At 73.2% G+C, this 14,849-nt stretch carries 12 protein-coding genes; 6 read left to right on the plus strand and 6 right to left on the minus strand.

The features are described from left to right. Positions 1-1,456, minus strand: a 1,456-nt coding sequence (locus tag ACFVYA_RS46265; RefSeq protein ID WP_387054489.1) for a hydrogenase maturation protein, incomplete at its 3' end; no start/stop codon positions are given. A gap of 643 nt (positions 1,457-2,099) precedes the next feature. Here ACFVYA_RS46265 and ACFVYA_RS46270 point away from each other — a divergent pair. Further along, positions 2,100-4,970: a BTAD domain-containing putative transcriptional regulator gene (locus ACFVYA_RS46270; RefSeq protein ID WP_387054491.1), complete on the plus strand. Its 2,871-nt coding sequence runs from the start codon at positions 2,100-2,102 to the stop codon at positions 4,968-4,970. Here the strand turns inward: ACFVYA_RS46270 and ACFVYA_RS46275 are convergent. The 5 genes from ACFVYA_RS46275 to ACFVYA_RS46295 all read right to left on the minus strand — a co-directional run bounded on the left by ACFVYA_RS46275 (position 4,943) and on the right by ACFVYA_RS46295 (position 8,447). Beyond that, positions 4,943-5,413: a S26 family signal peptidase gene (locus tag ACFVYA_RS46275; RefSeq protein WP_387054492.1), complete on the minus strand. Its 471-nt coding sequence runs from the start codon at positions 5,411-5,413 to the stop codon at positions 4,943-4,945. The genes ACFVYA_RS46270 and ACFVYA_RS46275 overlap by 28 nt on opposite strands. After that, positions 5,413-7,203, minus strand: a complete 1,791-nt coding sequence (locus ACFVYA_RS46280; RefSeq protein WP_387054494.1) for an ABC transporter ATP-binding protein — start codon at positions 7,201-7,203, stop codon at positions 5,413-5,415. Before ACFVYA_RS46280 ends, ACFVYA_RS46275 begins: the two co-directional genes overlap by 1 nt. After that, positions 7,200-7,691, minus strand: a complete 492-nt coding sequence (locus tag ACFVYA_RS46285; RefSeq protein ID WP_387054496.1) for a TlpA family protein disulfide reductase — start codon at positions 7,689-7,691, stop codon at positions 7,200-7,202. Before ACFVYA_RS46285 ends, ACFVYA_RS46280 begins: the two co-directional genes overlap by 4 nt. 12 nt (positions 7,692-7,703) lie before the next feature. Beyond that, positions 7,704-8,237 (minus strand): MauE/DoxX family redox-associated membrane protein, encoded by a 534-nt coding sequence (locus ACFVYA_RS46290; RefSeq protein WP_387054498.1) that lies wholly within the window; start codon positions 8,235-8,237, stop codon positions 7,704-7,706. 66 nt (positions 8,238-8,303) lie between these two features. Continuing rightward, on the minus strand, positions 8,304-8,447 hold the full coding sequence (locus ACFVYA_RS46295) for a hypothetical protein (RefSeq protein WP_387054500.1): 144 nt from the start codon (positions 8,445-8,447) through the stop codon (positions 8,304-8,306). Between the two features lie 198 nt (positions 8,448-8,645). Between ACFVYA_RS46295 and ACFVYA_RS46300 the strand changes: the two genes are divergently transcribed. From ACFVYA_RS46300 to ACFVYA_RS46320, 5 genes are all read left to right on the plus strand, one after another. Continuing rightward, positions 8,646-9,494, plus strand: coding sequence for a hypothetical protein (locus tag ACFVYA_RS46300; RefSeq protein ID WP_387054502.1), 849 nt, complete (start codon positions 8,646-8,648; stop codon positions 9,492-9,494). Between the two features lie 362 nt (positions 9,495-9,856). Continuing rightward, positions 9,857-11,167 carry an activator-dependent family glycosyltransferase gene (locus ACFVYA_RS46305; RefSeq protein ID WP_387054504.1) on the plus strand — a complete coding sequence of 437 codons (1,311 nt, stop codon included), beginning with the start codon at positions 9,857-9,859 and terminating at the stop codon, positions 11,165-11,167. Beyond that, complete coding sequence (rfbA, locus tag ACFVYA_RS46310) at positions 11,164-12,045, plus strand: glucose-1-phosphate thymidylyltransferase RfbA (RefSeq protein WP_387054506.1); 882 nt, start codon at positions 11,164-11,166, stop codon at positions 12,043-12,045. The genes ACFVYA_RS46305 and rfbA overlap by 4 nt, the downstream gene beginning before the upstream one ends. A gap of 70 nt (positions 12,046-12,115) precedes the next feature. Next, entirely contained in the window at positions 12,116-13,225 is a 1,110-nt protein-coding gene (locus ACFVYA_RS46315; protein WP_387054508.1) for a long-chain fatty acid--CoA ligase, read from the plus strand. After that, the gene (locus ACFVYA_RS46320; RefSeq protein WP_387054510.1) at positions 13,222-14,715 is read left to right on the plus strand and encodes an aromatic amino acid lyase; all 1,494 of its coding nucleotides are present in this window, start codon (positions 13,222-13,224) and stop codon (positions 14,713-14,715) included. Before ACFVYA_RS46315 ends, ACFVYA_RS46320 begins: the two co-directional genes overlap by 4 nt. Positions 14,716-14,849: the final 134 nt, after the last annotated feature.

Below are 14,849 nucleotides of genomic sequence, written 5' to 3' on the forward strand. Positions count from 1 at the left end.
CGCCGGCGGCCAGTTCGGTGGCGTAGTCCAGCACGGTCGCGAGGAATGCCGCGCGGTCGCCGCCGGCGAGCTGGTCGATGAGCCCGACCTCGGCCGCGTCGGCGGCGGTGATCGGTTCGCACCGGGTGGTCAGCCGGTGTGCTTGGGCCTCGCCGACCCGGTGAGGCAGCACGTAGGTCCAGTATTCCGAGCCGTAGAGGCCCATTTTCCGGTAGTGCGGGTTGAGCAGGACGCCGTCGCGGGCGATCACCTTGTCCGCGCCGAGAGCCAGCATCACCCCGCCGGCGCCCGCGTCGCCGGCGAGCGCGGAGACGACGATCTGGCCGGAGCAGGCGATGATCTCCCGGCAGAGGTCGTCGATCGCGGTGATGTTCCGCCAGGCTTCCGCCGCGGGATCCGGGTGGGCGTCGATGACACCCAGGTGCAGGCCGTTGGAGAACACCTCGCCGCCGGCCAGGACCAGGACGGCGGTGTCCTGCGCGGCGGCGTAGCGCACGGCCGTGGCGAGCCGGCGGCACTGGGTGGTGGACATCGCGCCGTTGTAGAACGCGAAGTCCACCAAGCCGACCTTGCCCACCCGGCGGTAGCCGATTTCCCGGAGGTGCGGCGGGCCGGCGATCCGGGGGACCTCGCCGACGCTGTCCCCGAGAGCGAGAACGGCCGGCAGCTTGACCGCCGTGCCGGGGGCTTCGGGTGCCAGCCGCCGCGCATGCCCGATCCACAGGGCGCCGTCGCCGGTCCGGACCAGCACGGCACCCTGCCGCCGTCCGGCGATGGTGCCGGGCTCGCCGGGCGAAGCGTCGCCGGGCTGGGCGTCGAACACCGCGACCGGCACCCCGACCAGCTCGGTGTGCACCCCGGGACGGCCGTCCGCGGCGCGGATGCGGCGCAGGACGTGGTCGGTCGGGTCACCCCAGGAGAAGGCTCGGTCGGCCTGCCGGACCAGGGGACGGACGGTGTCCACCCGGCGGTCCTGGCGACGCGGCGTGAACCCGGGGTCTTCGGCCTTGCTCACGACCTCGCCGATCAGGCTCAGCGCGGCGTCGGACACTTCGGTGTTGTAGAGGGTGCTCTTGCGCGGCGGATCGGCCGGCATCCGGAACACCCGGGTGCCCCAGATCGGCCCGCCGTCGAGGTCCCCGGTCGCCTGCAGGGCCGTGACGCCCCAGGTGGGCTCGGCGTCCATGATCGCCCAGTCGAGCGCGGACGGGCCGCGGTCCCCTTCCGGGCCCGGATGGATGATGATCGTGCGGTAGCGGCGCCAGACCACGTCCGGAACCCGCCGGCGCAGGAACGGGCAGATGATCAATTCGGGATCGGTGGCCGCGGCCGCCGCGGCGATCTCCTGCGGATCGTGCACGATCCGGACCGTGACGCGGTGGCCGCGGGCGCGCAGGCCGAGCCAAGCGCGCTGACTGAGTCCGTTGAACGCCGAGCACAGCAGCAAGATTTTCAACGGGCCTCCGCTCGTTGATACCTTTTTTGATGTCGGGACGACGGGACGGCGGGACGACCGGTTGACGGTACCCGAAGCAGTGCCGCCCGCGACGCGGCCAACGGGGTACCCGCATTCGGCCAACCGGGCCGTTCAGGTGGGTATTGCATATCCGGTGCGTTGATTGATCTCCGTTCGAAACAATCCTTTACGGCGGCGGTCCGAGATATTTCTCCCACGGGCCCGCCGGTGGTGAGCGGCCCTCGAACCGGTCGAAGTGGACAATCAGCGGGAAGTCTCCGCCGCCGGTTCCTCGGCGCCGTGAGCCCGGCGCTCGAAGGTTGCCCGCTCCGGGGAACGATCTTATCTTTCGGTTAAGCGCGAAACGTTTTCGCGTTGGTTGACGGTGCTCGAGCGCCGCTGGCAGCGTCGCGCATGGCGAGAGTGGCCGCCCCGGCTGGGGAACGCGGCGGTGGTGCACTTTCGGTACGGGGCCGGACTTTTCTGGGGAAGGCGGACGCCCGCATGACGAACCACGGTGAACCGAAGTGGGCGCGACCTCCGGCCTCGGCCTGCGCGCGAGTGCCCGTGCCGGACTCCGCCCGGATCGGGGAACCGCTGCCTGGGTGGTCGTGACACGATCTCGAAAGGTTCGGGCAGGGGATTGCTGGAAGCCACTGTCCTCGGTCCCGTCGGCGCGCGGGTCTACGGAACACCGGTACCGATCAAGGGACGGCTGGGGCGTACGGTCCTCGCCGTGCTGGCGCTGGCCTGCCGGCAGCCGGTGTCGGTGGAACGGCTGATCGACGCCCTGTGGGGCGAGCTGCCGCCGGCGACCGCGCGGACCCAGGTGCACATCCAGGTGTCCAAGCTCCGTGCCGCGCTCGACCGGGCGGGCGCCGCCGGAGCCGTGGTCACCGTGGCGAGCGGGTACCTGCTGGACTGCCTGGTCGACGTCGACGAAGTGCGGCGGCTGCTGAGCACGGCGCGGGCGGCCGGGGATCCCGCGGACGCGGCGGCCCTGCTGCGGTCCGCGCTCGACCGGTGGGCCGGCGCGCCGCTGGGCGGGGTGACCCCGTACCTGGCCGGGGCGGAGCTGCTCCGGCTGGACGAGCTGCGGATGTGCCTGGTCGAGGAGTGGATCGACGCGGAGCTTGCCTGCGGGCGGGCCGCGCGGCTGCTGCCCGAGCTGAGCGCGCTGGTGCAGGCGCACCCCCTGCGCGAAGGCCTGCACCACCGGCGGATGCTGGCGCTGCACCGCGCCGGGCGGCGGGCCGACGCGCTGGCGGCGTTCCGCGAGGCCAGGCGCGTGCTGCGGGACGAGCTCGGGGTGGATCCGTCCCGGGAACTGCTCGCGCTGGAGGCGGAGGTCCTCGCCGTCGAGGCGCCTCCGGCGGCGACCGTGGTGCCCGCCCAGCTGCCGCCGCGGACCTCCGGGTTCGCCGGGCGCGCCGCGGAGTCGGCCGCGATCAGGGCCGCGGTGGCGCGCCGGAGCGACGCACCACCGCTGGTGCTGGTCACCGGGATGCCCGGGATCGGCAAGACGGCGCTGGCCGTGCACGCGGGCGCGGCGTCGGTGCACGCCTACCCCGACGGGCAGCTCTACGCCGACCTGCGGGGTGCCGATGCCCGGCCGGCCGCACCGCACGACATCCTCGCCCATTTCCTTCGGGCACTCGGTGTGCCGGCGCGGTCGATGCCGGCCACCGTCGAGGAGCGCACGGCCGAGTTCCGCAGCCGCACGGCGGGCAAGCGGGTGCTCGTGTTGCTCGACAACGCCGCCACCGCCTGGCAGATCGAGCCGCTCCTGGCCGCCGATCCGGGCTGCGCCACGATCGTGACCAGCCGGTCCGTGCTGCCCGAGGTCGAGTCGGCGGTCCGGGTGCCGCTCGGGCCGCTGCCGGACGAGGTGGCCGGGACGGTGCTGGCGAACGTCGCGGGCGCGGCCCGGCTGGATGACGGCGACGGCGATGGCACGGTCGCCACGGTGATCCAGGCGTGCGGGGGTGTGCCGCTCGCGTTGCGGATCGCCGGGGCACAGCTCGCCGCGTACCCCAAGCTCAGCGTCGCGGAGCTGGCCGCGCGGCTGTCCGACGAGTCGAGGCGGATGCGGGAGCTGGTGGCCGGGCAGCGCAGCGTGCGGGACAGTCTCGACACCAGCTTCCGGTTGCTGGACCGGGAGGGGCGGGCCGCGATGCTGGCGCTGGCGGCGATCGGAGCGCCGACGTTCACCGGCTGGCCGCTCGCACCCGTGCTCGACGTGCCGCTCGCCCGCACCGGCGAGGTGCTGGCGCACCTGTGCGCGATGAACCTGCTCGACCAGGCCGGCCCGGGGCGCGACGGGGTGCCCCGCTACCGGATGCACGACCTCGTGCGGGCCTACTGCCGGACGGTCGGCCCGTCGCTCGACGCGGGTCCGGTGAACCGGCTGGCCGGCTGGGCGGTCGCGCTGACCAGGCACGCCTATGAAGGCATTTTGGGCACACCGGCCGGTTACACCGTGCTCGCCGAGACCGCCGCGCCGCTCGGCCAGAACGTGGCGGCGCGCGTGGTGAAGGAGCCGCTGTCGTGGGTGGGCGCGGACGTCGACGTCCTGCTCGCCGTGTTCGCCCTGGCCGTGCGCGGCGGCCTGCTCCGTCCCGCGGCGGCGCTGCTGCTGGTGCTGCGGGCGCCGCTCGTGCGGCTCGACCTGTACGACCACGGCGCCCGGGCGGCCGCGCGGCTGACGACCGTCGCCGGCCAGGACCCGGTGGTGCGGGTGACCGCGGCGCTGGTCACGGCGACGGCGCGGATGCACCGCAGCCGGTACGCCGACGTCGTCGCCATCCTGAACGAGGTGCCGCTGCGAGACGTCGACTTCGCGCTGCGGGCGGAGGTGCTGACCAAGCTGGGCGACGCGTACGAGCGGTGTGGCGACTGGCACCGCGCGATCACCGCCGTGCGCGAGGCGGTCGTGTGCTTCCGGAAGTCCGGCAACCTGGCGGGGATGTCGGGCTGCCACGGCACGCTCGCCGCCCTGTACCGGGACCACCTCGGCGACCTCTGCGCGGCGACGGTGCACGGCGCGAAGGCCTTGCGGCTGGCCGACGCCGCCGGCGAATGGAAGACCTGCGCCCAGGTGCGGCTCGTGGCCGTGCGCACCGCACTGGCCTGCGGCGACCCGGCGGCCGCGGTCAGCCTCGCCGGACAGGCCCGCGTCCTGTCGGAGCAGCACGGCGACCCGATCGGCCGGACCTGGTGCCTCACCGCCGAAGCCGACGCCCACCGCGCGAACGGCGACCTGCCCGCCGCCCGGAGATCCGCGGACCGCGCGCTGGGCCTGGCCCGCCGGATTCGCCGTCCGGACGCCGAGTCGGCCGCGCTGCTCGCCCTGGCCTCGATCGAGCTGGCCGCCGGCGACCGGGCCGCCGCCCGCCGCATCGCGCACGAGTCCCTGCGTCTGCAGGACCGGTTCGACAGCCCGGTCGAACGCGTCGGGGTGGAGCGGGTGCTGGCGGAGATCGACTGTCAGCTGCCCTCCGGCGCTGGCCGGTGAGGGACCACGCCGGCCACACTGGCGAGGTCGATGTAGCCGAGCTGACGGGAATCCTCGCTGTGGCCGGCGTTGTCGCCGACGACCACCACGTGGTCGGCCGGGACGATCGCGTGGTCCGCCGGCAGCCAGGCGGGGACCGGATCGCCGGCGACCGCGGCGATCCGCTTGATGCGCCAGGCGACATCGATGGCTGTGACATCCGGGGCTTCGCCCCGGGCCGGGGGCTCCGCCACCCGGACCCCCGAAAAAGATGCACGGGAGGGCGGCCGGAAGACGATGATGTCGCCGACGTGGTACTGCCGTCGCCTGGTCGCGATCACCCGCTCGCCGTCCCGGAAGGTCGGGGACATGCTGTGACCCCAGACGCGGGCGACCACGTACCGCCGGCGCAGCAAGATCAGCACGGCCGGCAACACCAGCACGACCACCGCGAGCCCGGTCATCACGCCTCCGCCATCGCATATCCCTTGGCCTGCAACGAGAACAGGCGGGCGTACTCGCCGCCCGCGGTGAGCAGCTCGTCGTGGGTGCCCTGTTCGGCCACCTGGCCGTCGCCGAGCACGACGATCCGGTCCGCGCCGCGCAGGGCGGACAGGCGGTGGGAGATCAGCACGCTCGTCCGGCCGGCCCGGTGGGCGCGCAGTGCCTCGTGGGTCCGGGTTTCGGCGTCGGCGTCCATGCCGGAGCTGGGTTCGTCGAGGATGAGCAGATCGGCTTGGTCGCGCATGAGCGACCGGGCCAGCGCCACGCGCTGCCACTGGCCGCCGGACAGCGCCGCCCCGGCCTTGTCGTCGACGTCGAGGAAAGCCCGGGACAACAGGGTTTCGTAGCCGCGCGACAACCCCGACAGCGCCGAGTCGATCTCGGCCAGGCGGGCCGCCGCGCGAACGCGGTCGAGATCGCCGAGGCGGGTCACGTCGCCGATGCCGATGTTGTCGGCCGCGGTCAGGTCGTAGCTGGTGAAGTCCTGGAAGGTGGCACCGAGGCGGGCCCGCAACGCGGCCGGGTCGTAGCTGCGGATGTCCACGCCGTCCCACAGGATCCGGCCGCGGTCGGGGTCGTAGAAGCGGCACAGCAGCTTCACGAGCGTCGACTTGCCCGCGCCGTTCACCCCGACCAGCCCGACCGCGGCACCGGCGGGGATGACCAGGTCGATCCCGCGCAGCACCCACGGACCGGCCGGGTCGTAGCGGAACCACACGTCACGCAGTTCGATGCCGGTCGTCAGCCCGGGCACGGCGGCCGTCCCGGACGCCAGGTCGGGTTCGGTCGTGACGACGTCGAGGTAGTGCCGGAACAGGCCGAGCGAGCCACCGGCCCGGCCGAGCTGGCCCAGCAGCGCGCCCACCGGTGACTGGATGCCGGCCACCGCGGCGGTGAAGAGGGTGACGTCACCGATGGACAGCGCCCCCCGGGCGGCGCCGGTCGTGGCGACCACGAGGGCGATGCCGGCCACCACCGCCGACACGACCGCGGCGGCGATCCCGGCGGCGGCGATCCGGCGCTGCATGGCGCATTCGCTGGCCGTGGCCGCGCGGACGGCGGTCACCATGCGCGCCCGGAACAGGTCCGCGAGGCCGAAGAGCCGGATCTCCTTGGCCGCCCGGATGTCCGAGCACAGCGAGCGGAACAGGAACCGCTGGCGCTGGGTGGCCATCATCGCCTCGGTCTCCCGCGCGCGCAGGCGGGACAACGCCAGCTGGGAGATCGCCGCCGCCGCCAATGACGCGGCGAGCAGCCCGGCCATCGGCGGCCACACGAGCAGGACCGCGCCGCCGAACCCGAGCACCGCGATCAGCGCGCGCACCGAATCCACGGTCAGCGCCAGCACCGCGGGCGCCGCCTCCTGGGCGCCCTGCTCGGCCAGCCGCACCTTGTCGAGGAACGCCGGGTCCTCGAGCCGGCGCAGCCCGGGTAGCGCGCCGACCGCGCCGACCAGGCGGTCCTCCGCCTCGATCGCGGACTCGGCTCGCACGAGTGCGGCGCAGTAGGAGGCGACGGCGGCGATCGCGGCCGTGGCGGCGAGGCCGGCCGCCGAGCCGACGGCCAGCAGCACGATCAGGCCGCGGTCCCGACCGCCGGCCAGCTCGTCGAACAGCAGCTTTCCCAGCCACGCCGAGACCGCCGGCACGGCCGAGGCGAGCACCGCCAGCGCGACCGAGGCGCCGGTGGCCACCCGCGACGCGCGCCAGGCGATGCCGAACGCGGGGCCCGCCGCACGGAACAGGTTCATCGGACCAGCTGCGGACGCACGGCGTCGAGGTCGTGGCCGGCGGCGGCGATCCGCCCGTCCCGGACACGGATCAGGGTCGGGGTGACGTCGCCCGCGTTGAACGCGGCCGACACCGGGCTGCGGTCGCCGACGAAGGCGACGCGCACCGCGGAGCCCAGCCCGGCCGCGTACTCGACGGCCTTGTCCCGGTCACCGCCGTCGAGGACGAACGCGACGGTCGGCTCGGTGAGCTTGCCGGCGATGCGCCGGCACGGCGCGCAGGTGGGCGACAGGAACGCGACGAGCACGTCGTCCAGCTCGTGGTCGGTGACGGTGCGGCCGTCGGTGTCGGTCACCTCGAACGCCCCGATCTCGGTGCCCACGGCGGGCAGCGCGGGTGTCGCCGGCCGGCGCTGCTCCCTGATCAGCCGGATCATCGCCGACGACAGCAGGAGGTTGAGCACCGTCAGCACGGCCAGCACCGCGACCACGGCCACCAGGAACGACATGAGATACCTCTTTCAGCGATGGGCGACGTCCGCCTTGCCGACCAGGCCGGCCAGGCTGTCCCAGTTGATCGCGACGAGCGCGGCGAACGCGCCGACGAGCGCGGCGGCCGCGCCGGTGTCGAGGCCGAGACCGGGCCCCGGTGGGACGACCAGAGCCGCGGCGGCCGACACGGCGAGGAGTGCGTTGCGGACGAGGTGGGCGCGGCCGAGAACCGCCCCGGAGCGGCCGAAGCAGCGGCAGGTGACGCGGCGGCCGAGCCGCATCGAACGGGCGATCGCGGCGCAGAACACGAGCATCACCGCCGTCGCCAGCCCGAGCCCGAGCCGGTGAGTGGGGGAGAACCCGACGAGCACGGCGACGGCCAGCTCGGCGACGGCGGTCCCGGCCGCGATCGGCAGCCAGCCCACCGGCGACCGGCCGAGCGGCGCCAGCGAATCCGCGAACTCCACCAGCCGCGTCCGCCCGGCGAGCTTGCCGACGGCCGCGACCGCGAACACCAGCCCGATCAGGACCCGGGCGGCGAGGACGAACTGGGCGCCGATCATGGTGAACCCCCTGGGGAACGCCTTTCCCGCCACGGGAACCGTGGCGGGAAAGGCACGGGTGCCGCGTTACCGGCAGTTGCCGGTGCAGTCGTAGTGGAGGTAGACGGTCTTGCAGACCTGGCCGTGCTCGGGGACGCACGCGCCGGCCTTGACCTCGCGTAGGAACAGCCCCAGCAGCCGGTCACCCAGGGCGTTGATCATGCGAGCCATGATCACTCCTCTCAGTAGCGGGAATCGACCGGGAGATCGTGGCTCAGCGGCGCTATCCGTTCGCTATCGAGGAACTGCCGTCCGGGGGTGGTCCGGATGGCGGTACCCAGCCGGGCCCGAGGCGGACCGAGATCGGGCCGCGGTTCGCCGGGCGCGCGGAAGCCCCCCGCCGTACCGACTGGATGGTATGTTGACCGCGTGATCGAAGTGGCGCGCCGGACCTGGCGACTTCTCGAGCCGTACCACGGGATGATCTACTTCGCCCCGGAGGCCGCAGCCGCGTACGCGGAACTCGGTCTCACCGGCCGCGCCGGCTACTTCGCGTCGAGGTCGGCGGCGCTCGGCGCGGTCCCGGCACCGGTCGTGGTCGCGACCTTCTACAACTTCAACCCGGTCCTCGTCAGGGAGTCGATCACCACCGCCTGGTCCACCACCGATCCGGCCGCCGTCCTGGCCGCGCGTCACGGTGCGGCCGACCGGGCGTTGCGCGGCATCCTGGGTGACGCGATCACGTCGCCGGAGATGCGCAGGGCCGCCGCTCTTCTGCGTGAGGCCGCCGAGACGGTCGCCGACGACGTCACCGGCCGCCCGCTCTTCGCCGCCCACGCGGCCCTGCCGTGGCCCACCGAACCCCACCTGGTCCTGTGGCACGCCCAGACCCTGCTCCGGGAGTACCGCGGCGACGCGCACATCGCCGCCCTGCTGACGGCCCGGCTGAGCGGCGTCGAAGCCCTCATCACCCACGCGGCTTCGGGTGCCGTCCCCGCCGAGACCCTGCGCACCTCCCGGTCGTGGTCCGAAGAGGACTGGAACCGGGCCGTCGCGGGGCTCCGCGAACGCGACTGGCTCACCGGCGACACCGACCTGACGTTCACGCCCGCGGGTGCGGCCCGCCGAGCGGAAATCGAGAAGGCGACCGACGAAAACAGCGTGACACCCTACGCCCGGATCGGCGAGGCCGCCTGCGCCGAACTGCAGGAGCTGGTCCGCCCGTTCAGCCGGGCGCTCGCCGGGAAACTCATGCCCTGGGCGCTCGCCAGGCCGTAGCGGCACGGTAGCCCGCGCCGACGCTGCCGGCCAGCACCGGCAGGGCGCCGAACCCATTCCCGCCGCCCGGTTCCGCCGGGCAACCTCACCGACGCCGCCCGCCGGGCACGCCGCGCCGAAGGTCGCCGGCGACCTTGCCACGTCCATCTCGAAACCACTGTGGACGAAGACGCGGCCGCGGCGTGAGAGCCGTATCGCACGCGTGGTGGCTTCCCTCCCCGTGTCTCGCCGGCGAGACAGTGCCGCGGTCGTTTTCCGAAGCGGGCAAGCATTTCCTTGAAGCGGAACACGCGGCCGGGCTATAAAGAAACCGTCTCCGGGATGGGGCCTTTCCGACGGGGCATATCCGTGAGAGGAAATCCATGCGGGTTCTTTTTGTCACCTATGCGGCGAAGTCTCATTTCTACCCGATGGTTCCGCTGGCCTGGGCCCTGCGTTCGGCCGGGCACGAGGTCCGCGTCGCCAGTCAGCCCGAGCTGGCGCCGGTCGTGACCGGTGCGGGCCTGACCGCCGTCTCCGTCGGCCGGGACCACCAGTTGTGGAGGAGCGTCAACCGGTTCCTCGGCAAGCGGTTCGCCGAAGTCGATCCGGCGGCCCACGAAGCCGTGCGCGGCACCAGGATCCTTCCGTTCGACCTGGCCGAGAACGCGCCGGAGCGGCTGGGCTGGGACCACCTCCACACCATGTACGACAACCTGGTGCGCACCTGGTACAAGCTCGTCAACAACACCATGGTCGACGAGCTGGCGGAGTTCGCCGGCTGGTGGAAGCCGGACCTGGTCGTCTGGGAGCCCAACAGCTACGCGGGCGCCATCGCGGCGAAGCTGTGCGGTGCGGCGCACGGCCGGCTCCTGTCCGGAATGGACATCTTCGGCGTCACCCGCGACCGGTACCGGGAACTGCTGGAGAAACGGCCACCGGGCGAGCGCGCCGATCCGCTCGCCGAATGGCTGGACGCGAGGATCGGCAAGCACGGGGGCCGGTTCACCGAGGACCTGACCGTCGGCCAGTTCACCATCGACCAGCTGCCCGACACCCTGCGGATGACGGCCGGCCTGCGCTACCTGCGCATGCGTTTCCTGCCCTACAACGGCCAGGCGGTCGTGCCGTCCTGGTTGCGGCGCGAGCCGGACCGGCCGAGGGTGGCGCTCACCCTCGGCGTGACCGCGGGCGAACACTTCGGGGGACACGCCCTCGGCGTGCAGGAGCTCGTCGACTCGCTCGCCGACCTCGACATCGAGCTGGTCGCGACGGTGGGCGAGCCGGAACTCCGGAACCGCCTGCGGGTGCCGGCCAACACCACGGTGGTGCCCTCGGTGCCGCTGCACGCCCTGTTGCCGGGCTGCGCGGCGGCCGTGCACCACGCCGGGTTCGGCACGCTGTGCACGACGCTGTACTACGGTGTGCCCCCGCTGTCGGTGCCCGAGCGGTTCGACGAACCGCCGTTCGCCGGCCGGATCGCCGACCGGGGCGCCGGCCTCGCGTTGCCGATGGCCGGGGCCACCGGGGACCGGGTGCGTGAGCTGGTGGCGAGGCTGCTTTCCGAGCCGTCCTTCCGGCAGGGTGCGCAGCGGGTCCGGGACGAGCTGCTCGCGCTGCCCGCACCCGCCGAACTGGTGCCGGACCTGGAAAAGGTCGTCGCCGAAAACTCCGAGCGAATGGATTTCCGATGAAGGGCATCGTTTTGGCGGGCGGCAGTGGCACCCGCCTGTACCCGCTCACCCTGGCCACGTCGAAGCAGCTCCTGCCGGTCTACGACAAGCCGATGGCGTATTACCCGCTGTCGGTGCTGATGCTGGCCGGGATCCAGGACATCCTGATCATCTCGACGCCGGACAGCCTGCCGTCGCTGGCCGCCCTGTTCGGGGACGGCGCGCAGCTCGGGCTCGACGTGAGCTACGCGGTGCAGCCCGAGCCACGCGGGATCGCCGACGCGTTCCTCGTCGGTGCCGGTCACGTGGCCGGGGACGATTGCGCGCTCGTGCTCGGCGACAACATCTTCCACGGCGCCGGTTTCGGCAGCCTGCTCCGGGACACGCGCAAGAACCTGGACGGGTGCACGCTCTTCGGCTACCCCGTCTCCGACCCCGGACGCTACGGGATCGCCGAGGTCGACGAGCGCGGAAACCTCCTCTCGATCGAGGAGAAGCCGGCGCGGCCACGGTCGAACAACGCGGTCACCGGCCTGTACTTCTACGACTCGGACGTCGTCGAAATCGCCCGGAGCATCCGGCCTTCGGCCCGTGGCGAGCTGGAGATCACCGACGTCAACCGGGTCTACCTGGACGCGGGACGGGCGCGGATGGCCACCCTCGGCCGCGGCTTCACCTGGCTCGACGCGGGCACGCACCAGTCGCTGCTCGAGGCGGGGCAGTACGTCCAGGTGCTGGAAAACCGCCAGGGTGTCCGCGTTGCCTGTCTCGAGGAAATCGCGCTGCGCATGGGTTTCATCACCGCCGACGAGTGTCACGAGCTGGGGCGCAGGATGGCGAAGTCCCAGTATGGTCGCTACGTGATGGACGTCGCGAAGTCGTCCGGCAGCCGCGCGTAGGACCTCGTCCCGCCGGCGGGACGACGAGTCCCGCGCATCCGAAACATCCCCTCCGCCAAGGAGTTCCCGTATGTGGACCGAACTGACCCCGGCCGAGCTGCTTTCGGCGGACCTGGCCGCGCCGCGGATCGCGGACCGGGCGTGGCTCGTCCGCTGGGACAGGTCCGCACCCGACGCCGAGGAACTCGCGCGGCGGGTGTTCCCGGATCCGGTGGATCTCCGCACTTCCGGCACCACCGGCCCCGGCCGGGTCTGGCGGCGGACCTTCGACCAGCTGTGGGCCGAGGCCGGGCTGCTGGCGGACCTGCTGCGGCCGCGGACGCCGGCCGCGATGCTGTCCTTCGCCCCGCCACGGCACATCTTCGGCCTGCTGGCGACCGTGCTCGTGCCGGCCCGGCTGGGGATTCCCGTGTGGTACCGGCCCGATCTGTTCGGGCCGATGCCGGAGGAGCAGCACCCGCGGTGGGCGGTGGTGGCGATCCCGTGGGTGTTTTCCCTGCTGCGCCGGAACATCTCCTGGGTGCGTTCGCTGGACCACCTGGCCGTCCTGCACAGCACGGCGACACTGCCCGCCGCCGCCGGCGGCTTCCTCGCCGCGGCGGGCCCCGGCCGGGTCAGCGTCACCGAAGTCTTCGGGTCCACCGAGACGGGCGGGGTGGCGAAACGGGTGTGGGCCGGCGGGAACCCGCCGTGGGAACTGTTCGACGACGTCAGCCTGGTGTCCGGACCGGACACCGGGAGCGGTGCCGAGGTACCGCTCAGGATCGCCGGCCCGCGGCTGGCCGCGGTCCCGGGCGAACCACCGCCGGCGGACCTGACGATGGACGACTTCGTGCGGCCGGTCGGCGACCGCGCGTTCTCCTTCGTGGGACGGCGGAGCAGCCTCGTCAAGGTCAACGGCCGCCGGCTGGACCTCGACGAGCTGGAGCGATCCCTGCGCGCCGTGCTGCCGTGTGCGGACCTGGCGCTCGTTCCGGTGGCGGACGACCTGACCGGGGAGCACCTCGACCTGCACGTCGTGCCGGAGAACGGGCACGACATCGACGTCCAGGCGGTGCGCCGGCACCTGGGGGTGCTGCCGAGGAAGGTGCTCGTGCGCGATCGGATCGACCGCACGGACACCGGCAAGACCCGGCGCGTGAACCACGCCCGCACCGACGGGACGGGTGCGAACAGGTGAGCGCGCAACAGCGGCTGGCCGAGCTGGTCCGCGGGGCGGACCCCGGCGTGGTGCTCGAAGGGTGCGACCAGGCCGACGTCGACCGGATGCGGGCCAGCTCGGACACCGTGGACAAGACACTCGCCGCGGGACAGCCGATCTACGGCCTCACCCAGGGGTTCGGGCCCTTGGTGCGCTACCTCGCGGAGTCCGAACTGGAGCAGGGCGGCAGCCTGCTCGCCCATCTCGGCACCAGCCAGGGCCGGCCGCTGCCGCCGGAGGCCTGCCGGCTGATCGTCCGGCTGCGGCTGGAGAGCATGCGCAAGGGCTACTCGGCCGTTTCGCCGGACTTCTGGCAGCGGCTCGCGGACCTGTGGAACCGCGGCTTCATCCCGGCTGTTCCCCGGGAAGGAACCGTGAGCGCGAGTGGTGACCTGCAGCCGCTCGCCTACGCCGCGCACGCCTTCGCGGGCTTCGGCGAGGCCTGGGTGCGGGACGGCGAAGGGCGCTGGTCGGCGAAGCCGGCCAAGGCGGTGCTCGCGGAGCTGGGCGCCGAGCCGGTCGAATGGCCGGTCCGCGAAGCGCTCGCGTTCGTCAACGGCACCGGGGCCAGCCTCGCCCTCGCGATCCTCAACCAGGACTCGACCTCACGGCTCGTGCGGGCCGTGGCGCTGCTGACCGGCCGCCTGGCGGAGCTGCTCGGGGTCAACCCCGAGCCGTACCACCCCGGCGTCGGGGTGGCCCGTGGCCAGCACGGGCAGGCCGAGGTGGCCGGTTGGGTGCGGCGCGAGCTCTCCGCCGGTGCGGAGCGCACCCCGCACCGGCCGCTGCAGGAGCCCTACAGCCTGCGCTGCGCCCCGCAGGTGCTCGGCGCGGCGCTGGACCAGCTCCGGTTCGCCGGCGAGGTGCTGCTGCGCGAGGCCGAAGGCTGCACCGACAACCCGCTCACCTACGACGGATCCGTCCTGCACGGCGGCAACTTCCACGCGATGCCGGTCGGCTTCTGCTCCGACCAGACCGGGCTGGTGCTGCACCAGGTGGCCTACCTGGCCGAGCGGCAGCTCGCCATGCTCTGCGACCCGGCGACCAACGGCGGGCTGCCGCCGATGCTCACCCCGCGCCCCGGCCGGGGTTGCGGCCTCGCCGGGGTGCAGCTGAGTGCGACGTCGTTCGTCGCCCGGATCAGGCAGCACGTCTACCCGGCCTCGCTGACGAGCCTGCCCACCAACGGCTGGAACCAGGACCACGTGCCGATGGCGCTCAACGGCGCCAACGCGGTCGCGGAGGCGGCCGAGCTGGCCTGGCTGATCGTCGGCTCGCTGGCGGTCGGCGTCGCCCAGCTGACCGCGTCGCTGGGCCGGGAAGCGGGAACCGCCGCGCCGTGGGCGGCGCTGGCGGAGCTCTCCCCGCCGCTGGCGGCCGACCGGCCGATGGCCGGTGAGGTGCGCGCCGCGGCCCGGCTGCTGTCCGAGGCCGTGGCGGTGCCGCCGGCGGCCGGAGCGGCCGAGTGAACCGGAACCGAGCTACGTCCGCAACACCCACGCCAGGAGGTGCCAGGTGACAACGAGCAAGGCGGCGGGAACCGGAACCGAGGGCGGTTCGGTGTTCGAACCGTCGGCGTGGCGGGACCTGCTCTCCTACATCC

Source organism: Amycolatopsis sp. NPDC058278, from assembly GCF_042881395.1.
Lineage (GTDB): Bacteria > Actinomycetota > Actinomycetes > Mycobacteriales > Pseudonocardiaceae > Amycolatopsis.

What these genes read in the sequence shown, in the direction of transcription:
- ACFVYA_RS46275 (WP_387054492.1), bottom strand. Translation starts at nt 5,413, where the DNA reads ATGACCGGGCTCGCGGTGGTCGTGCTGGTGTTGCCGGCCGTGCTGATC.
- ACFVYA_RS46295 (WP_387054500.1), bottom strand. Translation starts at nt 8,447, where the DNA reads ATGGCTCGCATGATCAACGCCCTGGGTGACCGGCTGCTGGGGCTGTTC.
- ACFVYA_RS46280 (WP_387054494.1), bottom strand. Translation starts at nt 7,203, where the DNA reads ATGAACCTGTTCCGTGCGGCGGGCCCCGCGTTCGGCATCGCCTGGCGC.
- ACFVYA_RS46305 (WP_387054504.1), top strand. Translation starts at nt 9,857, where the DNA reads ATGCGGGTTCTTTTTGTCACCTATGCGGCGAAGTCTCATTTCTACCCG.
- rfbA (WP_387054506.1), top strand. Translation starts at nt 11,164, where the DNA reads ATGAAGGGCATCGTTTTGGCGGGCGGCAGTGGCACCCGCCTGTACCCG.
- ACFVYA_RS46315 (WP_387054508.1), top strand. Translation starts at nt 12,116, where the DNA reads ATGTGGACCGAACTGACCCCGGCCGAGCTGCTTTCGGCGGACCTGGCC.
- ACFVYA_RS46290 (WP_387054498.1), bottom strand. Translation starts at nt 8,237, where the DNA reads ATGATCGGCGCCCAGTTCGTCCTCGCCGCCCGGGTCCTGATCGGGCTG.
- ACFVYA_RS46285 (WP_387054496.1), bottom strand. Translation starts at nt 7,691, where the DNA reads ATGTCGTTCCTGGTGGCCGTGGTCGCGGTGCTGGCCGTGCTGACGGTG.